This is a genomic window from Pusillimonas sp. SM2304, from assembly GCF_031628915.1.
In the GTDB taxonomy this organism is placed as follows: domain Bacteria; phylum Pseudomonadota; class Gammaproteobacteria; order Burkholderiales; family Burkholderiaceae_B; genus Pusillimonas_C.
This window is the reverse complement of sequence record NZ_JAVLUJ010000003.1, coordinates 573,132-592,808: the sequence shown is the minus strand read 5'-3', so window position 1 is coordinate 592,808 and position 19,677 is coordinate 573,132. Positions and strand designations below refer to the sequence as shown.

General features: G+C 63.7%; 15 protein-coding genes. All 15 read left to right on the top strand.

The window, feature by feature from the left end:
* Positions 1-8 precede the first annotated feature (8 nt).
* The 15 genes from RE432_RS17575 to RE432_RS17505 all read left to right on the top strand — a co-directional run bounded on the left by RE432_RS17575 (position 9) and on the right by RE432_RS17505 (position 19,654).
* Positions 9-1,325, top strand: a complete 1,317-nt coding sequence (locus RE432_RS17575) for a DotU family type VI secretion system protein (protein WP_409079886.1) — start codon at positions 9-11, stop codon at positions 1,323-1,325.
* Positions 1,322-4,939 carry a type VI secretion system membrane subunit TssM gene (gene tssM, locus RE432_RS17570; protein WP_310934852.1) on the top strand — a complete coding sequence of 1,206 codons (3,618 nt, stop codon included), beginning with the start codon at positions 1,322-1,324 and terminating at the stop codon, positions 4,937-4,939. The genes RE432_RS17575 and tssM overlap by 4 nt, the downstream gene beginning before the upstream one ends.
* 6 nt (positions 4,940-4,945) lie before the next feature.
* Positions 4,946-5,677 (top strand): type VI secretion system-associated protein TagF, encoded by a 732-nt coding sequence (gene tagF, locus RE432_RS17565; RefSeq protein WP_310934851.1) that lies wholly within the window; start codon positions 4,946-4,948, stop codon positions 5,675-5,677.
* Positions 5,678-5,749: 72 nt separating this feature from the next.
* Positions 5,750-7,147, top strand: a complete 1,398-nt coding sequence (locus RE432_RS17560; protein ID WP_310934850.1) for a hypothetical protein — start codon at positions 5,750-5,752, stop codon at positions 7,145-7,147.
* Positions 7,148-7,293: 146 nt separating this feature from the next.
* A complete protein-coding gene (locus RE432_RS17555) occupies positions 7,294-7,953 on the top strand; it encodes a DUF3540 domain-containing protein (RefSeq protein WP_310934849.1) in 660 nt (219 codons plus the stop codon).
* A 29-nt stretch (positions 7,954-7,982) separates the two neighbouring features.
* The gene (locus RE432_RS17550; protein ID WP_310934848.1) at positions 7,983-10,331 is read left to right on the top strand and encodes a type VI secretion system tip protein TssI/VgrG; all 2,349 of its coding nucleotides are present in this window, start codon (positions 7,983-7,985) and stop codon (positions 10,329-10,331) included.
* Between the two features lie 61 nt (positions 10,332-10,392).
* Complete coding sequence (locus tag RE432_RS17545) at positions 10,393-10,869, top strand: DUF3592 domain-containing protein (protein WP_310934847.1); 477 nt, start codon at positions 10,393-10,395, stop codon at positions 10,867-10,869.
* A gap of 21 nt (positions 10,870-10,890) precedes the next feature.
* Positions 10,891-13,527, top strand: coding sequence for a DUF2169 domain-containing protein (locus RE432_RS17540; RefSeq protein ID WP_310934846.1), 2,637 nt, complete (start codon positions 10,891-10,893; stop codon positions 13,525-13,527).
* Entirely contained in the window at positions 13,524-14,597 is a 1,074-nt protein-coding gene (locus RE432_RS17535; RefSeq protein ID WP_310934845.1) for a pentapeptide repeat-containing protein, read from the top strand. The genes RE432_RS17540 and RE432_RS17535 overlap by 4 nt, the downstream gene beginning before the upstream one ends.
* A 15-nt stretch (positions 14,598-14,612) precedes the next feature.
* Positions 14,613-15,485 carry a PAAR-like domain-containing protein gene (locus RE432_RS17530; protein WP_310934843.1) on the top strand — a complete coding sequence of 291 codons (873 nt, stop codon included), beginning with the start codon at positions 14,613-14,615 and terminating at the stop codon, positions 15,483-15,485.
* A 17-nt stretch (positions 15,486-15,502) separates the two neighbouring features.
* Positions 15,503-15,961: a hypothetical protein gene (locus RE432_RS17525; protein ID WP_310934842.1), complete on the top strand. Its 459-nt coding sequence runs from the start codon at positions 15,503-15,505 to the stop codon at positions 15,959-15,961.
* On the top strand, positions 15,948-16,382 hold the full coding sequence (locus RE432_RS17520; RefSeq protein WP_310934841.1) for a hypothetical protein: 435 nt from the start codon (positions 15,948-15,950) through the stop codon (positions 16,380-16,382). Before RE432_RS17525 ends, RE432_RS17520 begins: the two co-directional genes overlap by 14 nt.
* A gap of 304 nt (positions 16,383-16,686) precedes the next feature.
* Positions 16,687-17,742 (top strand): TRAP transporter substrate-binding protein DctP, encoded by a 1,056-nt coding sequence (gene dctP / locus RE432_RS17515; RefSeq protein ID WP_310934840.1) that lies wholly within the window; start codon positions 16,687-16,689, stop codon positions 17,740-17,742.
* A 77-nt stretch (positions 17,743-17,819) separates the two neighbouring features.
* The gene (locus RE432_RS17510; RefSeq protein ID WP_310934839.1) at positions 17,820-18,338 is read left to right on the top strand and encodes a TRAP transporter small permease subunit; all 519 of its coding nucleotides are present in this window, start codon (positions 17,820-17,822) and stop codon (positions 18,336-18,338) included.
* On the top strand, positions 18,335-19,654 hold the full coding sequence (locus RE432_RS17505) for a TRAP transporter large permease subunit (RefSeq protein ID WP_310934838.1): 1,320 nt from the start codon (positions 18,335-18,337) through the stop codon (positions 19,652-19,654). Before RE432_RS17510 ends, RE432_RS17505 begins: the two co-directional genes overlap by 4 nt.
* The last annotated feature ends 23 nt before the right edge of the window (positions 19,655-19,677 follow it).

Genomic DNA, 19,677 nt, shown 5'->3' with positions numbered 1-19,677 from the left:
GCGCCACCATGTCTTCACTGAACGATGCTACCGGCCTGGGCCATATGGGCATGCCCGCGGACGCCGCCTTTCCACCGCGGCATGACGAACGCTTGTGGCCCGATGAACGCGTGAACGCGGGGGCGGGCAACCCCTTGGTTGCCGCGGCCAATGCTTTGCTGATGCTGATCCCGCAGATTCGCGCCACCGCGACGCACCCCTCGCCTCAGTTGCTGCGCGAGCACCTGCTGGATGAGGTGCGCCGGTTCGAGATGCGGGCGCAGCAGGCGGGCATACCGAACGAAACCATACTGGGCGCGCGCTACTGCCTGTGCACGGCGCTGGATGAAGCGGCGGCCCTGACGCCCTGGGGCGGCGGCGGGGTATGGTCGGCCCATAGTCTGCTCGTCACCTTCCACAATGAAACCTGGGGCGGGGAAAAGTTCTTCCAGTTGCTGGCCAAGCTGTCGCAAAATCCCCGGCAGCATATTGATCTGCTGGAACTGCTGTACTACTGCTTGTTGCTGGGCTTCGAAGGGCGCTACCGCGTGGCCGACAATGGCCGCAGCCAGCTCGATACCGTGCGCCAGCGGCTGCTGCTGATCTTGCGCGATGTGCGGGGCGAGTACGCCGCGCCGCTGTCGCCGCATTGGCACGATGCCCCTTTGCTGGCGCAGGTCAGGCGCCTGCCGGTGCCCTTGTGGGTTTTCGCGGCCATTCTGTCCGTCATCGGGCTGTTTGCCTATTTCGGCCTGAGCTGGAGCCTGGGCAGCCGATCGGATGGCGTGTATGCCGCCATGTCTGCATTGAAGCCGCCTGTACTGCCGGCGCCCGCGCCTAAAGCGCCGAAGCCGGCGCCTGTCCCCTTCGGCCAGGCCCTGACCGGTTTCCTGGCGCCCGAGATCAGGGAGAACCTGCTGGCGGTGCGCAACGAGGCGGACCGCAGTGTGATCATCCTGCACGGCGACGGGCTGTTCACCTCGGGCTCGGATTCCGTGCGCTCTGAATATATCCCGGTGCTGTCGCGGGTCGCGGACGCCTTGAACCAGACGCAGGGCAGCATCCTGGTCAGCGGCTACAGCGATAACGTGCCGATACGGACGCTGCGTTTCCCGTCGAACTGGGAGCTTTCCCAGGCGCGCGCCGATGCCGTCAAAACGCTGCTGCAGGACCGCCTGATGCAGCCCGGGCGGGTTCGCGCCGAAGGCCGCGGCGATGCCGACCCCGTCGCGCCCAACGATAGCCCGGCCAACCGGGCCAGGAACCGCCGCGTTGAAATCACGCTGCTGGTGTCGCCGGTGGCGGGCGGCGCCGGCGATGCATCGCAAGCAGGAGTACGGCCATGATGGGCAGTGTGTTCAGTTTTCTGCTAAGCCGCGGGCTGTGGAATTTTTTTGGCTTGCTTGCCCTGGCCTTGCTGATCTGGGTGGCCGGTCCGCTGCTGGCGTTTGGCGCCGTGCGTCCGCTTGAATCGGCAGCGGTCCGCACCTATGCGATTGTTGCGCTGTTTGCCGTGTGGCTGCTGCGCGTGTTGTGGCGCAAATGGCGTGAAGGGCGGCTCAATGCGCAACTGCTGGGGCAGTTGCGGCGCCCGCCCAGAAAAGCCGCGCCCGAAGAGCCGGAGCAGAACGCGGAGATCAAGGCGCTGTCGGACCGCTTTGACGAAGCCATCAATCTGTTGCGCAAAATGCGTTTCGATGGCAAGGCCAGCCGTTTTTCCCTGGCGCGTTTTTCACGGCAGCATCTGTACCAGTTGCCCTGGTATGTGTTCATCGGTGCGCCGGGTTCGGGCAAGACCACGGCGCTGGTCAATTCCGGCCTGAACTTTCCCCTGGCGGAACGCTTCGGAAAAGTAGCGCTGCGCGGTGTCGGGGGTACCCGGAATTGCGACTGGTGGTTTACCGATGACGCCGTCCTGCTGGATACCGCCGGCCGCTACACCACGCAGGAAAGCGATTCGACCGGCGACGAAGAAGAGTGGAAGGGATTTCTGAACCTGCTGATCCGCTATCGCGGGCGTCAACCGGTCAACGGGGTGATGCTGACGGTCAGTATCGAAGACCTGTTGTCGGCGTCCGATACCGAACGGGTCCAGCATGCCGCCGTGTTGCGCCGCCGCCTGCAGGAGCTGCGCGAGCAACTGGGTATTCAGTTTCCCGTGTATGTCCTGGTCACCAAGTCCGACTTGATGTCCGGCTTCAACGAGTATTTTGCCTCGTGCAGCCGCGAAGCCCTCAAGCAGGTGTGGGGCTTCACTTTCCCCTATGCCTCGCTGCAGGCGGACGGCTTCAACCTGCAAGCGTCCTTCAATGCCGAATACGAATTGTTGAAGCAGCGCCTGTATGCGGGCTTGCCGGATGTGCTGAGCGCGGAACCCGATGAGGGCAGGCGCGCCCTGGCGTATTTGCTGCCCCAGCAGTTCGCGGGCCTGCAGTCTATCCTTGGTCACTTTCTGAGCGATGTGTTCGCCACGTCCAAGTTCGAATCGCGCCTGATGCCGCGCGGCGTGTATTTCACCAGCGGCACGCAGGGCGGGCGGACCTTCGATCATGTCACGGGCCAGCTCAAGCGCTATCTGAAGATCGAAGGCCTGCCTTCGAGCAGCCGCGTGGAAGGCGGCGCGGCCGGCGGCCGCGGACGCAGCTACTTCCTGCAGAACTTGCTGCAAAAAGTGATTTTTCCCGAGTCCGGCCTGGCGGGCCGCAATATGAAATGGGAACAGCGCTATCGGCGCCTGCAGTGGGGGGGCTATGCGCTGGCCAGCGCCTGCCTGGCGGTTCTGCTGATCGGCTGGATCAACAGCTATCGCAACAATAGCCAGTATCTGAAGAACGTCCAGGCGCGCATTCCCGAAGTCGAGTCGCTGGCGCGGGAAATCAAGCTGGATGCCTCCGGCGATGTCCTGGGCTTGCTGCCCTATCTGGATGCGCTGCATGCCCTGCCGGCCGGCGAAGGCTTTGCAACGGATGCGCCGCCGCTCAGCTATCGCTTTGGGCTGTATCAGGGCAACAAGGTACAGGCGGCGGCCGATGGCGCTTATCGGCTTGCGCAAGACCAGGTGCTTGGCCCGCAGGTGGCGCAGCGCGTAACGGCGGCGCTTGAGTCGGCGCCGGAGGATGACCTGGAGTATTCCTACGAAGCCTTGCGTGCCTACCTGATGCTTTATGACGCCAAGCGCTACGAGCCGGACTTCATGCATACCTGGCTTTTGTCCGACATGCGGGAACTGCTGGCGGCGGGGCACACCCGGAAACAGTACGAACAGTTGTCGGCGCACTTGCGCAGCCTGGTCGACAGCCGGGTGCTGAGCTCGCCGTATGCCAAGGACGAAGCCTTGATCGGCCGCACCCGCGCCAGCCTGGACCAGCATGCTTTGTCCGAGCGGGCTTACAGCCGCTTGAAGCGGCTGTTGCTGAGCGACGCCATGAGCGACACCACATTCCTGGACCTGGGCGGGCCGGCGGCCATGTCGGTGTTTACGCGGGTCAGCGGCAAGCCCCTGAACGAGGGCATTCCCGGCCTCTTCAGCTACAAAGGCTACTGGGACAAGGTCGACAAGCAGCTTGCCGAGGTCGCGTCCCGGCTCAAGCGCGACGATCTGTGGGTGCTGGATCTGGCATCGGCCCGCGGGGAAGACGCCGTGCCCGATGAACAGCTGATCGCCGATATCCGGCGCCTGTATCTGGCGGATTACGTCAGGCGCTGGGAGGCGTACCTGGCCGACCTGACCTTGAAGCCGGCCGAGACGCTGCTGCAAAGCATAGAAATGGCGCGCACGCTGTCCAGCGCCGATTCCCCCCTGGTCCGCCTGATTCAATCGGTCGCCCGGGAAACGACGCTCTTGCGCGATAGCGAAAGCGATGAGCGCTCTTTGGTGGACCGCGCCCGGGAAAGAGTGAGCTCGACGCAGAGTTCGCTGGAGCGGATGTTCGGCTCGGTCGTGCCGGGCGATCCGGCGCGCCAGGCGAATCCGGGCGAGCGCATCGAGGCGCTGGTCGACCGGCATTTCGGCGCCTACCGCACCCTGGCTTCTGCGCCGCAGGGCGGCCAGGCGCCCATTGCCGCGACGACGGACTTGATCAATGACTTGTACGTGTACCTGACGGCTTCGGACGCCGCCTTGCGCAGTGCCAGCCCGCTGCCCACCTCCAGCGTGGTGACGCAGCTTCAGGCTGAAGCCGGCCGGCTGCCCAAGCCCGTGAGCGGCATGCTGACCACGCTGTCGCTGCAGGCCTCGGACGAAGTGTCCGACGTCGAGCGCCAGCAACTGGGACGCAGCATTTCGGCCAACCTGGGCGTGTTCTGCCGCCAGGCCATTGCCGGCCGCTATCCTTTCTCGTCCACCTCAACGCGCGACGTGGCGCCCAACGATTTCGCGCGCCTGTTCGCGCCAGGCGCCATGATGGACGATTTCTTCCAGAAGAAGCTGGTGAACCATGTCGACATGTCGGGCGCGCGCTGGCGCTTCAAGCCCGGCATGGACGGAGAGCAGGGCGACATGGCGGGCTATTTGGATTCTTTTCAGCGCGCCAGCACTATACGCAGCGTGTACTTCACCGCAACCGGCACGGAACCGTCTTATCGGGTGTCGATCCGGCTCCTGCAGATGGATGCCGACATCACCCAGTTCATCATGAGCGTGGATGGGCAAACCGTCAGCTATGCCCATGGGCCCCAGGTGGGTACGACGGTGCAGTGGCCGGGAACCCGGGGCAGCAACCAGGTCAGCATTGAACTGCTGCCGCAGTCCGGCGTGTCGGGCTTGTCGGCGTCGGGGCCGTGGGCATTGAATCGGCTGCTCGACAAGGCGAGCCTGAAGCCAGGGCATTCCCCGGAAATCACCATCGCCACTTTCTCGATCGGCGGGCGGCAAGTGGTGCTGGAACTGAGCGCCAACACGGTCAAAAGCCCATTCAGGCTACCCGAAATGCGGGGCTTCACCTGCCCGGGCAAAGGATAGGACACCATGGATAATCGGGGTATCCACACAGGGTGGGGGGGCGTAGGCTGGTACGGCAAAATGCCCGCCAATGGCGACTTTGTGCACCGGCGCCTGAGCCGCGAGCTGGTGCTATGGTGGGACAAATGGCTGCAAACGGGGGTGGCCGGACTGCATCAGCGCGATACAGCCAATATCGAGGCAGCCTATCTGGGCGCGCCCTTATGGAACTTCGCCATTCCGGCGGGCTTTGGGTCGGGCGTCGTGCAACTGGGGTGCATCGGTCCCAGCCGGGACCGGGTCGGCCGCTGTTACCCGCTGGCCGTTATGCTGAATGTGCCCGAGCGGGACTTCAAGCCGGACGTACTGAGCGGCGCGACGGAATTCTATCGGCAGCTTGGCGTCAGCTTGCTGGCCGCTTTGCGCCATGGGTGCAATGCGGACCAGTTTGATGAGTCCTTGCGCATGGCCGGCGCCGCCATCCATGCGATGAGCGCGCCCCGGCCGCTGGTGGCCGATGATCCCGGCGCCGATATTCTGAGCGTGCTCAATGTGGGGCATGGCGCGCCCTTGCCCGTTGCGGCGCAGGATGCGCTGGGCTGGCGCGACCTGCCTTCGTTCTTCAATCCCGGCTCGCTCACCAGCTATTGGTGGACCAACACCATAGAGGGCGCCGCCTACAAGAGCCATGTGCACGGCGGGGCGCTCAATGCGACCTTGTTCAACAAACTGTTTATCTCTTATGCCGGCTATCGCTAGGGCCACAGCGGTTTCACGCCCCGTCCGCGGGGTGTGCCGCGTGCTTCGGGCCGGCTCACAATGGGGCGCTTTATGAACTACAACGAGCCAGACCGCGTTCATCCGGATTGGGTCCCGGTGGGTCTTAGCGGGTGGCTGGACCCGGGACGCACACCGGCCCAGGCCGATCTTCAGGCATGCCTGGCCCAGTTGTGCCGCGCTTTGCTGCCGCTGCATGAGCAGAACCTGCTGTACGGACGCATCTCGCCCGATCATGTGTTCGTCGACGCGCACGGAACCGTGCAGATCGACGCGCGGCAGGCCTCGCCTTTCGCGGCCCGGGCCGCGACAGCAAGCTTGCATGACGCGGTCCAGCCCGGGTTTGCAGCGTTCGAGCAATATGTGGACGATCCCGCCTGGCCGCTGGGGCCCTGGACGGATATCTACGGGATGTGCGCCCTGATCCGCACACTGATCCTGAAGCAGCCTTTGCCCGACGCCGTGCAGCGCATGGTGTCGGAGACGTCCGAGCCCTTGCGCGACATGGCCTTGCCCGGCTATGCGTGCGAATGGCTGTCCGTGATTGACCGGGGCACATCTTTGCTGCCGCAATTGCGTTTCGATTCGGTCCAGGCCTTCGCCGAAAAGCTGGGCTTGCCTCTGGCGCCGGCGGAGCCTGCAGGCCCGGCGGCAGGGCCTGCCGCGGCCTCTGCCGCCGGGTTTGTTGCCGTGCCTTCTGCCGCGCCCGCCGCGCCGGCGCCCGTGGAAGCCGCCGCGGCATCCCGGCAAGCGAAGGCGCCGGTCTGGATGATAGGCGTGGTGGCGGCCGCATTGATTGCGCTGCTGGGGTGGATGCTGCGCGACCCCGCCGACAGCACGTCGGTCGCGGCCGTGCCCCCGGCCTATGAGCCGGCGCCGGGGGGCGATGCGGCGTCCGGTCTTGAGCCTGCGCCTGAACCTGAGCCGGTGAGCGAGCCGGCGGCCCCTTTGGAGGCCGCGCCGGAATACCGCGTTGCGTCCGTCACCGCCACGCTTCCCGGGTCAAGCGAAGGCGTGGCGGAAGAGCAGGACATCGAACCTGCCGCAGCCGCCGCGCCTGCGCTCGACCTGGCGGCGCACACCGCGGCCCGCCAGACCCTGGCCGCGGCGGACCGGGAACCGGCCGTTGGCGAGCCAGCCCAGGCCGATGCCGCGCCGGCGGCGCGTTCCGAGCCAGGGGCTGAACAAAGGCCTGAACAAAAGCCTGACGAATCGCCCGCCGCCGAGAGCGCCGCCGGCATACGCGTTCAGTTATCCATCAAGCCCTGGGGCGAAGTGTTCATCAATGGCGCGTCCAGGGGGGTGTCTCCTCCGCTGCGGTCTTTGTCGCTCAAGCCGGGTGAATATCGCGTCAGGGTGATCAATGGCGACTTGCCGCCGCATCAGCAGACACTGACCGTGCGGGCCGCCGAGTCCGCCGCCATCGCGCACCATTTTGATTCGGACAGGTGACAGGGGCGCGGTGCAGCCCCCGCGTGGCCAGCTTTGTCAAAACGTAAAAAGGGTAAATAAGTATCCATGTCATCAAACTGAGTTTTTGCCTTTACATACTGCTGTGTGATCAACGTTGACCCCTACACCACAAGGAGAGCCAGGCAATGAGAACCGCCGTCAAACCAGGTGCCGTCCTGCATTACGATCCCGTGCAACTGCTGGGCACGGTGACTCGGATTGAAGAGGATGGATACTGCGCGGTGCAATGCGACGCCGCGGAATGGCGGGTGGAAAGGGCGGCCAGTTGCCTGCTGGCGCCCGGTATCGGCGATACGGTGCTGATCAGCGGCCCTGTGCCGGAACAGACGTATTTGATTGCCATCATTCGCCAGGCGGCGCCCGGGACGGCGCGCCTGGAAACCCGGGGCGATATGGTCATCGCCTGCCCGCAGGGCCATCTTTCCCTGCAGGCTGCGCAAACGATCGCGCTGCAGGGCCAGGACGGCCTGGCGCTGGACACGGCGGCGCTTCGCCTGCGCACCGACAAGGCCGAATGCACCGTGGGCGAGCTTGACTACATGGGGACCGGCGCCCGGCTGACCGTGGGCGCGGTGCGCCTGATCGGGACGGCCTGCGAAGTGGTGATGGACCGCATCTCGCAACTGGCGCACAACGTATTCCGGCTCACCCAGGACACCGAACAGCTCCGCGCCGGCCGCATTGACTATCAGGCCGAGCATACCGCCAGGCTGCATGCGCAGCACACACTGCTTACCGGCACCGATCTGGTCAAGGTCGATGCCGATCAGATTCACATGGGCTGACGCGCCCCGCGCAGGCAGGAGATAAAAGCGTGAACCGTATCGTTACCCTTACTACGCCGCTTCCCGAAGGGACCTTGATTTTCCGTTCGCTCCATGGCGAGGAAGAACTGTCTACCCTGTTCGAGTTCGACGTCGACATGCTGTCCGAATCCCACTCGCTGGATCTGAAGCAACTGCTGGGCGAGCCCCTGACCCTGAGCATAGACCTGGGCTTGGCGGGCGCCCGCTACCTGAATGGGCAGGTCATACGCTGCAAGCTGATCGGCCGCGCCAGCGCGACCTCGCGCTACTACGTTTACCGTGCCGTGGTGCGCCCCTGGCTGTGGTATTTGACCCAGACCAGCGACAGCAAGATCTTCCAGGAAAAATCGGTGCCCGATGTGATCCGCGAGGTGCTGTCCGATTACGAATTTCCCGCCGAGTTCAAGCTGACCGGCAGTTATCGCACCTGGGAATACTGCGTCCAGTACCAGGAAACCGACTTTGCCTTCATCAGCCGCCTGATGGAGCACGAAGGCATCTATTATTGGTTCAGGCACGAAGACGGCAAGCATGTGCTGGTGCTGACCGACGACATCGCCCAGCATGATCCGTTTCCCGGTCTGGATTCCCTGCCTTATATCGGGCCGGACCGCGTTGTGCAGCCGGACAAGGAGCATGTCTCGCGCTGGGAGCCGGCAGAGCAGGTGACGCCTGGAAAGTTCGCCACCGTCGACTACGACTTCAAGAAGCCGGCGGCCAGCCTGGATGCGCTGCGCAGCAACCCGGGCGCTTATTCGAACGGCGACCTGGAGGTATACGAGTGGATGGGCGGCTACACCGAACCCGACCAGGGCGAGCGCTATTCCCAGGTCCGGCTTGAAGCCCTGCAGGCCCAGCAGTCGCAGGCGACGGGGCACAGCAATGCCCGCGCATTGGCCCCCGGCCGTTTGCTGACCTTGTTCAACCATCCGCGCCAGGTCGAGAATCGGGAATACCTGATCCAGAAAGTGGTCTACCACGTACAGGAAAGCGATTATTCCAGCGCCGAGGGCGGGGAAAGCCGGTTTGACGTGGATTTTGCCGCGATTCCCGCCAGCGTGCCGTTCCGGCCCGAGCGCAAAACACCTTTGCCGCGCACCCACGGCCCGCAGACCGCCAAGGTAGTGGGCAAGTCCGGCGAACAGATCTGGACGGATCGCTACGGCTGCGTCAAGGTGCAGTTCCGCTGGGACCGCTACGGGCAGACCAACGAGAACAGCTCATGCTGGGTCAGGGTATCCAGCCCCTGGGCCGGCGGCGGCTTCGGCGGCATCCAGTTGCCGCGCGTCGATGACGAGGTCATCGTCGACTTCATCGGCGGGCATCCCGACCGGCCCATTGTCGTTGGCCGCGTCTATAACGCCAGCAATATGCCGCCCTGGGACTTGCCCGGAAACGCCACGCAAAGCGGGTTCCTGAGCCGCTCCAAGGATGGCGACCGCAATACCGCCAATGCCCTGATGTTCGAGGATGTGGCGGGCGGGGAGCGCATCTGGCTGCATGCCGAGCGCGACCTGACCACCGAAGTCGAGGCCAACGAACTGCATACGGTGGATGGCGACCGCAATACCGTCATCCTGGGCAATGACACCCTGACGGTCATGAGCGCGCGCACCAGCACGACCCACGGGCAGGAAACCGAGACGTTCATGGCGGGGGCGGATCGCACCGTGACGGGCGCGGTCAACGAAACCATTACCGGCGACGAAACCCGCAATGTGACCGGCAATGTAATCGAGACCATAACGGGTAATGTCGATGAGACGATCACCGGCAACCTGACCCAGACGACCACGGGCGATGTCACGCGCACCATCACGGGGCCGGTGGTGGACACGACCACGGGGACCGTGGATGAAACCATTACCGGCGACCTGACCCAGACCACGACCGGCACGGTGACGCGCACCATCACCGGCGATACGACCGACACCATCGAGGGCGTCGTCACCCATACGGTCACGGGCGACACCACCAGCACCCTGACAGGCACCTTGACCAAAACGATCACCGGCCCGGTAGAGATCTTCGCCGATAGCGGCGTGACCGTGACGACGCCGTCCTGGACACTCAACAACACCGGCCCTACTTCGTTCTGGCAGCCCAGCTATGCCCAGGCAACGCAGGCACGGGCCACGCTGACCCTGTACGCGGCCGATGCCTGGGGCGCCCGGGCGCAGGCGTATGGCATTAACCTGCAATGGGCGATGGCCAAGCTGGATTACTACGACTTCAAGAATGACACTGGCGCGGTCGAGATCACCCAAAAGGCGGTCAAGCTGGCCGGCACGGCGGCGGCCGAACTGCGGACCGGCGGGGCGCATGTGGTCAGCAAGCTGATCAACTTGTTTACGTGATGGCGCCATGATCGAGCAAACAAAAACGGAACAGGCGAAAAAAGGGAAATCCGGGTCGTCCATGCCAAGTGATCTGGCGGTCATACTGGGGGCGGCGGCCTTTGCCGTCCTGTTCGGCGGCATCATGATACAGACGCTGATCAAAGAGAACTCGCATCCGGCGTGGCTGTGGATTCTGCTGGCTTTCTCGGTGCTGATATTCGTGCTGTTGTCCGCCGCTTTCCTGCCCAGCCGCGAAGCCAAGCTGGCCGACAGGCTGAGCCGCAGCAGCCACGCGGGCCATGCCACGGGCCGGGTCGTGCATATGCGCCGCCTGAATACAAGCGAGAGCACCACCCTGCGCGAGACCAAGCTGGACCTGGAGCTATTGCTGCGCGAGTCCGATGGCCGTACCCGCACGGTCCCGGTGGTCGTATGGGTGGAGGATGTCATGCTGCATCGCTTTGCCACGGGCAGCACGGTGCATGTGCTGTACGACCCGCTGGCGCCGTCCAAGGTCGCCATCGACCGGCGCAAGACGCCTGTCCAGCTCCAATAAGCCGGGGCAGAATTTCACGTCATGCGCATCATCAAGCCATTAAGACTGGGTATTTTGAGCCGTCCGTACCAGTACCGTGGGCAATATCAGCTTGGCGTGGCCGTGCTGGCCATGGCCACGCTCGACCCGGACGCCGCCCTGGTGATGGAGGCCGATCTGTGGAAGATCGCCGGCCAGGCGCTGGACGAGGACGAGGTGCTGGACCTGGGCGTGCCCAAGCCTTGCGCCGAGTTCCTGGTGTCGGGCAAGGCCTGGTCGCACGATGCCGCCGAACCGGGGCGCGCTGCCGTAAGGGTGCGCGTGGACCAGCTCGAGAAAAGCCTGATCGTGCACGGGGAAAGGCACTGGGTGCAAGGCGGGGCCAGCAAAGCGGGTCCCGTGCAGGGCGTGCCGGTGAACTGGCGCCACACTTTTGGCGGGCAGGGTGTGGCTGAAAATGAATGCGGCATGGGGGCTGCGCGCGATCCGGACGGCGTCTGGCGGTTGCCGAACGTCGAGGCGCTGGCGCAACGCCTGACCCGCGAAGGGCAGACGGGGGCGCCGGTCTCGTTCGGGCCGGTGTCGCCGGTCCGGCCCCGCCGCTTCAAGCGTTCGGGCGGCTACGACGAAGCGTGGCTGAATGACGGCTTTCCGGGCTTGCCCGATACCCTGGATCCGCACTTCTTCAATAACGCATCGGCGGACCAGTGGTTTGTGAATCAGCCGGAACTGGCGCTCGCGGCGGAGTACGAAATCTGGAATATGCACCCCCGGCATGCTTGCCTGCAAGGCCAGTTGCCAGCCTTGCGCGCGCGCTGTTTCTTCCAGCGCCATGGCGGCGAGGCGCTGGAAGAAATCAGCATGCGGCACACCACGGCCTGGTTCTTCCCTGACCAGGAGCGGGCGCTGTTGATGTTTCACGGCACGGCGCCGGTGACGGCCGACGATGCGTCCGATGTGTCGGTCATCATGCCGGCGCTTGAGCCGGCCATGGGGCCGGCGCGCGGCGTGGACCACTACGGTAAGGTGCTGGCGCAGCGCCTGCCGCGCGATACCGGCGCGCTGTATGCCTTGCGCGACCTGGATCTGCTGCCCGCGCAGATGCTGCGCGGCAGTGATCTGCAGGCAGCCGGCAGCGGCGTGATGGACCGGCCGCAGATGATCAATCAGCGCCGGCGCGCGACCGCATTGAAAGAAGATATGCTGGCCCGGGCGCAGGCGGCGGGCCAGGACCCGGCCGACTACGCGATGGATGACGATGCCCCGGCGACGCTGGCGTCTTTGGATGAGCTGCCCGATTATGCGCGCACCATGCGGCGCAAGGTCCGCCGGATGAAAGCCGACATGCTGCGCAAACGCCGCGATGCGAAGGCCAGGATGGAGCAGGCCTTCAAGGACTCGCCTCAGGCCGGCGCCGCCATGGCGGCCAGCGACGGCAAGACGCCCGAACCGCCGCCCGGCGGTCCGCCCAGTCTCAAGGGCGATGAAGGGATGATCCGGATACGTTCGCTGGCCCGCGACGCCGAAGCGCGCGGCGGCGCCGACGGCGGCATGAGCGCCGCGCAGGTCCAGGCCATGCAGGATGACGCCCAGGCCCAACTGGGCCGGCTTTACCTGTATGCGGCGCATCATCAGGCGCCTGCCGAGCCTGCGCCGGGCGGGCGCAGCGTGCGCATGCGGCGCCGGGTGCAAAGCCTGATGCAGGGCAGCCGCGACCTGTCCGGCCTTGACCTGACCGGGGTCGACCTGTCGGGCCTGGATCTGTCGCACGCCCGCTGCCACGGCACATGGATGGAGCGGGCCGACCTGAGCGGCGTGAAGCTGGCGGGCGCCGATCTGACCCGGGCGGTGCTGGCGCGCGCGCACCTGCATGAAGCGGATTTGAGCGGCGCGATCCTGCAAGAGGCCAACCTGGGCGAAGCCTGGGTGCAGGCCAGCGTCTTCGACGGGGCGCGTTTTGATCAAACCATCCTGGATCGTGCCATATTCACGCAATCCCGCTTCACCGGGGCGCTTTTCAAAGATTGCGTGCCGGCGGGCGTTGAGTTCGACGCATGCCGTTTCGAGCAGGCCCGGCTCGATACCGTGACCTTCTGGCAGCAAGCACGGTTTGATCGCCTTGAGTTTCCCCAGGCCAGCCTGAATCGCGTGGTCTGGGTCGACTGCGGGCTGGAGGGCATGGACTATAGCGGCGCCAGCCTGACCGCCTGCGCCTGGGTGCAAAGTGTGTTCCTGAGCGCGCCGCGCTATGCGCAAAGCCGCTTGAAAACCTGCTGCGCGGTGCAGACCGACTTGACCGGCGCGGTCTTCACCGACGCCTTGCTGGACGAATGCTGCTTGCGCAGCCTGGATCTGGAAGGGGCCAATTTCGACGGGGCGCGCCTGAAGAACTGCGATTTGTCTGAAGCCAGCCTGCGGGATGCGAGCTTTGTGCGATCCGATGTGCGCGACTCTTTGTTCATGGAAGCCGATTTGACCGGCGCCGACTTCCAGGAGTCCGACCTGATCGACGCGCTGATGCAAAAAAGCGATTTCCGCTTTGCCGACCTGCGCGGCGCCAACCTGTTCCGCGCCGATATCTCGCAAGCCCTGCTGGAGTCCAGCACCCGTACGGAGGGCGCCTACATCAAGCTGGCGAAAACCCTGCCCAAGGCGCCGCCGTCCGGGAGCCGCGCATGACGCCTGACACGTTGCGAGCGCGCATCAAGGGCGGCGACCCGCTGGTAGAACTGGACCTGCGCCAGCTTGGCCTGGCGCCCGGCGATTATGCCGGCGCCGTCTTCATGCGTTGCGACTTGCGCGGCGTGAACCTGAGCGGCCTGGACCTGCGCGACAGCCGATTCACGCAGTGCCAGTTGCAAGACACGGTATGGGACGGCGCGCAGCTGGATCAGTGCGTGTTCCACCGCTGCGACGCCAGCCGCGCCCGGATGCGCGTGGCGCATATCCAGGAAATGACCTGGTCCGACAGCCAGGCCGGCCAACTGGACCTGACAGGCGCGACCCTGGTCTCGGTCAACTTCATCAAGACGGACATGACGGATGCCTGCCTGGCGGATACCGAACTGAAGCACACGACGTTTATTGAATGCGCCTGGGGCAAGGCCGACATGCGCCGGGCCCGGCAAGCGCATGCGCTGTATGTGCGCGGCGATTTAACGCAAGTGCGATTGAGCGATGCGCATTGGGACGGCGTGGTCTGCGTCGAGTCCGACTTGTCGGGCCACGATTTGCGCGGCCGTACGCTGCTGCGCTGCCAGCTGACCGAATGCTGGCTCGAGGGCTGCGATCTTCGGGATGCCGTCCTGGAGCAAAGCAACTTCAAGGGGGCGTTCATGCGCGGCGCAATGCTGGCCAACGCGCAGGCGCGCCGCGCCATGTTCGTACAGGCCGATTTGCAGGGCGCCCAGTGCCAGGGCGGGCAATTCACCCAAAGCCTGTGGGCCGATGCTTGCCTGGATTTTGCCGACTTCAGCGGCGCCGACCTGACGCAGGGCATTCTGCATCGCGCACGCTGCGACCGCAGCGCGTTCAAGAATGCGGAACTGGAGTATGCGGATTTCTCCTATGCGGATGTGTCGCGGGCCGATTTTCGCGGCAGCCGCTTCATGCGCACACAGTTTCATCGCGCGCTGACGGCCGATACCCGCTGGGGCGACCGGACCGGCCTGCTGGAAAAAGACCCTCATTTGTTCGAAGCCGAGCAGTGGTCCGCCGGGCGTCCCAGGGCGCTGCGGGCTGGACAGTAAAAGGAAGCCATTCGCATGTTTGCAAATTGTCAGTTGATGGGGCTGGATCTGGCCTTTCCGGATATCTGCAAGACACCGCCGGCTCTGTTGCCCATCCCGTATCCCAACCTGGCCGTGGGGCCCATGGGCATCCCGAACGCCTGGAATATTCTGCTGATGGGGATGCCGGCGCACAACCTGCTGACCACCATTCCCATGACCAATGGAGACAATGCCGGGCTGGCGCTGGGGCTGATTTCCCCCTCGGTCATGGGGCCGTCCCGCCACATTACCTGTGTGCCCAATGTGCTGTTCAAATGCATACCGGCCACGCGCCTGACCAGCCTGGCGGTGCAGAATCGCTGCAATGCCCTGGGCATGCGTGTCGTGCCCAGCCAGATCAAAGTGGTGCTGCTGGGCGCGGGCGGCGGCAAGGGCGGCGCCGGGCGGGGCAAAGGCGGCGGGGGCGGCGGCGGACGCGGTGGCAGCGGCAAAGGGGGCGGCGCGGGCAAGGCAGCCAAAGGCGGCAAGCAGGCCAAGACGGCCAAGCCGCGCAAGCAGAGCCTGCGCGAGCGCTTCCTGGGCAGGACGCCCGGCAAGAAATCAAAGACCGGACGCGCAGTGCAGGACCGCATGCGCAAGGATGGCAAGCTGCGCGAGAACCGTCGGGGCGACACGGAATTCCAGGCGTCGAATGGAAAATGGTATCCGCTCAAAGAGGCGGACATGGCTCACTTCCCCAAAGACGCTGTGTCGTGGTGGAACAAGGTCGGGCGCCGCTACGGACCCAAGTCGCCCGAGGTCAGGCGCTGGATGCGCGACCCCGACAACTACATACTGGATCATTTTCGCTTGAACCGTTCCGCAGGCGCTAAACTCAAAGAAACCTATCTACCGCCTCTATTCTAAGTGGCCCGGAGAATCGCATGACAGACGTTTTACCCTTGCCGCCCGAGGCGGAAACAAAGCTCTACGAGTATGGCGCATTAAGCCGCAAGGCCGAAGAGGCGGGCGATTTCGCCACCGCCGAAAAGTATGTGCTGGCATGCTGGAACTGCATTCCAGACCCCAAGCTGTCGTACGACCATGCGCAATCCATGACCGCCGACCTGGTCACGTTCTACCGCGACATCGGCCAGCCCCAGAAAGCCAAGGAATGGCTGCCGCTGGCCCGCGAAGCCTACGGACCCGAGCCTGATTCGTATGTCGAGTTCATTGCCGCCACCGTCCATTACGAAGCCGGCGAACTGGACCAGGCTTTTGATCTGTTCGATGGTCTGTTCAAGGCTTACAAGACACGTCCCTTTCAGGGCGAAAAGCCCGAGTACCTGGCTTTCTACCTGGATAGCGCCAAAGCACAAAAGGAAAAGCATGGAGCTGCCTGACGACCTATACGACCAGATCGAAAGCCTGTCCGAAGCGGGCAACACGTGCAGCGATGGCGGGGATTTTGCCGGCGCCATCGAAAAGTGGCGCCAGGCGCTGGCGCTGCTGCCCGAGCCCCAGGCGGACTGGGAAGCGGCCACCTGGCTGCACGCTTCCCTGGGCGACGCCTACTATCAATCGGGCGACTACGGCATGGCCAAAGATGCCTTGTTCACCGCCTTGAACTGCCCGGACGGGCAGGGCAATCCATTCATCCACTATATGCTGGGCAAGACGCTGCTGCGCCTGAACGACGCGGGCGCCATCGATGCGCTGTTGCGCGCTTACATGCTCGATGGCGTCGATATCTTCGACAGCGACGAGGACGAAGGTCCTGACTGCCTGCAGTTGCTGGAAGACCGAGGCTTGCTGGACGAATAGCCCGCCCGGGCTGTTCGACGGGCAGCCCGCTTCGCAACGCGCTTCCTGGCGAAACTCCGTGCCGCCGGCAAGGTCCGGCAGGCCCTTTTTACCCCTTTCCCGCATAAAAAAAGCAGCCATTGGCGCAAAGGCTTAGGGCAATCCCCTAGATAAATATGTTGTTAATATATTTACAGCATATTAGACTTCTTCCCACGGTGATGAGCGCCGTTACCGATCGAGTATCAGGGAAATTTGACGATAGCGTGTCCGGTGGTTGTGCCGGGTGATCGGTTCACTGCATCAACAAATCAACGAGGGACATATGAAAACCACGATTCGTACTATTGCGGCGGCAGCGGCGCTGGCCTGCGCAATGGCTCCTGCCATCGCAGCTGAAGTCACTTGGCGCGTACCCACTTCGGTGCCTGAAGGTTCGCCGTTCTACAAGAATTTCCTGGAAAGATTTGCCGAGCACACCAAGACACTGACAGCCGGACGTGTCGAGATCCAGCCGTTCGGCGCCGGTGTCATCGTGCCCGCGCTGAAGGTGTTCGAAGCGGTCGAGAATGGCGTGGTGGAAGCAGGGCATTCCACGTCCAGCTACCTGGTCAACCAGAATCCGGTCAATGCCATTTTCGCCGGCTTCCCCGGCGGGATGGGGCCCGATGCCTATAAAGCGTGGCTGTACGAGGGCGGCGGCAAGAAGCTGCTGGAAGAACTGCGCGCCAAGCAGGGCCTGAAGACCATGATCGTCGGCATCGGCTCGTCTGAAATCATGGCGCATGCCAACAAGCCCATCCGCAGCGCCGAGGATCTGAAGGGGCTGAAGTACCGTACCTCGGGCGCATGGGCGGAAGTCATGCGGGACTATTTCGGCGCTGTCCCCACGGTTGTCCCCGCCGGCGAGACCTATACGCTGCTGCAAAGAAAAGGCGTGGACGCGGTCGAGTGGGCGCCGCCATCGGCCAATATGCCTGAAGGTTTCCACCAGGCTGCCAAGTACATCGTCGTGCCGGGTGTGCATCAGCCCACCTTCATGTGGGAAGTGGTCACCAAGCAGGCCACCTGGGACAAACTGCCCGACGACCTGAAGCCCCTGATCGAAGCGGCCGCCGCGCTGACCACGCATGAAAGCCTGAACTTTTTCTACGATGCCGACATGAAGGCGATGGAGCAGTATCGCAAGGGGCGCAATGAAATCATTACCTTGAGCCCCGAATTCATTGCCGAACTGTCCAAGGCCGGCAGCGACTGGGCGCACAAGACGGCAGAGGCCCAGAAGGCCAAAGGCGACAGCACGATGGCGGACGTCCTGAGCGATTACGACGCCTACCACACCCGCTGGAAAGCCGAGAGCGGTTACCTGATCCGCGATTGAAGCGGGCCGTTCTTCACAACGTAAAAAGAACAGAGGCCGCGTCTTGATGCAGCGGCCTCAATCATGGGAGCGACCCAATGTTGGTTCGACTTTTCAGAATAGTAGATGGCATATCGTGGGTCGCTTCCCGGCTTGCCGATGTCTCTGTGGTGGTCTTGATTGTGGCCATGGTGTACGAAGTGGCTGCGCGCTACCTGTTCGATGCGCCAACCGATTGGGCTTTCGATATTGCTTATATGTGCAGCGGGGCGCTGTTCCTGCTGGGGGTGTCGTGGGCGCTTAAAGAAGATGCGCACATTCGCATCGACATCCTGCGCAACAGGATGTCCCCGCGCGTGGCCGGTGTTGTCGAAGGCATTACCTATTTGATGGTGCTGGCGCCATTTTTCGCGGTGCTGTCATACATCGCCATCGGCCGTACGTTCAAGGCCTGGCAAACGGGCGAGGTCGAAATGGTTAGCCCCTGGGCTCCCCTGATGTGGCCGTTCTATTTGACCATTGCCATTGGCCTGACTGCGCTGACCCTCCAGTTGGCGGTCGAGGGCCTGCGCGCGTTCTTGGGGCAACGCAGCCCGTCCAAAGAGGTTCACGCATGAGTGCCTTCGTCGCCGCCATGATGTTTCCAGCACTGTTCGTGCTGATTTTCCTGGGTGTGCCCATTTCCTTTTCGTTGATCATTCCGGCCGTCGCGGCGGGGATCTACGCCTTCGGCCCCCACGTTTTTGAACAACTGTATGGCGGTCTGTATACCGCCGCCACCAACTACATTCTGTCGGCCATTCCCATGTTTGTGCTGATGGGGGCGATTCTGGAGCGTTCGGGCATCGCCGCCCGGCTGTTCCGCACCATGCAGCTATGGCTGGGGCGTTTGCCTGGCGGCCTGGCGGTAGCCACCATCGCCATGGGGGCCACGTTTGCCGCCGCGGCCGGCGTGGTCGGCGCGGTAGAGGTCATGGTCGGCCTGATGGCCATTCCCGCCATGCAGCGGTTCCGCTACAACAATTCCCTGATCGCAGGCACCATTTGCGCGGGCGGTTCGCTGGGCACCATGATTCCGCCTTCGGTCGTTGCCGTGGTGTACGCCTCGCTGGCGCAAATATCGGTGGGCGAGCTGTTTGCCGCCATGCTGTTTCCCGGCCTGATCATGGTGGCGCTTTTCATCGTCTACATCATCGGCGTGTGCATCTTGCGCCCCGAGATGGGGCCGCCCGCCGATGACGACGACATGCGGCTGCCGATTGCCGACAAGCTCAAGATTACCGCCAGCGGGCTGTTGCCGACCATGCTGCTGATCTTTGCGGTCCTGGGCTCCTTGATGGCGGGGATTGCCTCGCCCACCGAGGCGGCGGCGGTCGGCGCCGCGGGCGCGTTGATACTGTGCATTTGCTATGGGCAGTTCAGCATCCCGATGATGCGTGAATCCCTGGCGATCACCGTGCGTATTTCCGCCATGATTTTGCTGATTGTGGCCGGCGGTATCATGTTCACCGGCATCTTTGCGGCCAATGGCGGTTCCCGGCTGATTCAGGCCATGACCTCGGACATGGGCCTGGGCGTGGTGGGCACCATGGTGTTCTTCCTGTTCATTGTGTTCCTGCTGGGATTCGTCCTGGACTGGACGGCCAATGTCCTGATTTGCGTGCCGCTGTTCCTGCCTTTCCTGACCAGCGCGGGCATAGACCCGATCTGGTTCGGCACCATGATGATCATTGTCATCCAGACCAGCTATTTGACGCCGCCCATGGCTTCATCGATTTTCTATCTGCTATCGATAGCGCCGCCGGACATGAAGTACGGACAGATTTGCAAAGGGGTGATTCCGTTTATCCTGATCCAGTTCGTCACATTGTTCTGCGTGGCGATGTTCCCCTGGCTGGCTACGTGGCTGCCAACGAAAATAGTAGGATTCTGATGTTTCAGATAGCCGTGATGGCG

Bases quoted from the DNA above. Each gene is read 5' to 3' on its own strand.
- RE432_RS17575 (WP_409079886.1), top strand. From the start codon at position 9: ATGTCTTCACTGAACGATGCTACCGGCCTGGGCCATATGGGCATGCCC.
- tssM (WP_310934852.1), top strand. From the start codon at position 1,322: ATGATGGGCAGTGTGTTCAGTTTTCTGCTAAGCCGCGGGCTGTGGAAT.
- tagF (WP_310934851.1), top strand. From the start codon at position 4,946: ATGGATAATCGGGGTATCCACACAGGGTGGGGGGGCGTAGGCTGGTAC.
- RE432_RS17560 (WP_310934850.1), top strand. From the start codon at position 5,750: ATGAACTACAACGAGCCAGACCGCGTTCATCCGGATTGGGTCCCGGTG.
- RE432_RS17555 (WP_310934849.1), top strand. From the start codon at position 7,294: ATGAGAACCGCCGTCAAACCAGGTGCCGTCCTGCATTACGATCCCGTG.
- RE432_RS17545 (WP_310934847.1), top strand. From the start codon at position 10,393: ATGCCAAGTGATCTGGCGGTCATACTGGGGGCGGCGGCCTTTGCCGTC.
- RE432_RS17540 (WP_310934846.1), top strand. From the start codon at position 10,891: ATGCGCATCATCAAGCCATTAAGACTGGGTATTTTGAGCCGTCCGTAC.
- RE432_RS17535 (WP_310934845.1), top strand. From the start codon at position 13,524: ATGACGCCTGACACGTTGCGAGCGCGCATCAAGGGCGGCGACCCGCTG.
- RE432_RS17530 (WP_310934843.1), top strand. From the start codon at position 14,613: ATGTTTGCAAATTGTCAGTTGATGGGGCTGGATCTGGCCTTTCCGGAT.
- RE432_RS17525 (WP_310934842.1), top strand. From the start codon at position 15,503: ATGACAGACGTTTTACCCTTGCCGCCCGAGGCGGAAACAAAGCTCTAC.
- RE432_RS17520 (WP_310934841.1), top strand. From the start codon at position 15,948: ATGGAGCTGCCTGACGACCTATACGACCAGATCGAAAGCCTGTCCGAA.
- dctP (WP_310934840.1), top strand. From the start codon at position 16,687: ATGAAAACCACGATTCGTACTATTGCGGCGGCAGCGGCGCTGGCCTGC.
- RE432_RS17510 (WP_310934839.1), top strand. From the start codon at position 17,820: ATGTTGGTTCGACTTTTCAGAATAGTAGATGGCATATCGTGGGTCGCT.
- RE432_RS17505 (WP_310934838.1), top strand. From the start codon at position 18,335: ATGAGTGCCTTCGTCGCCGCCATGATGTTTCCAGCACTGTTCGTGCTG.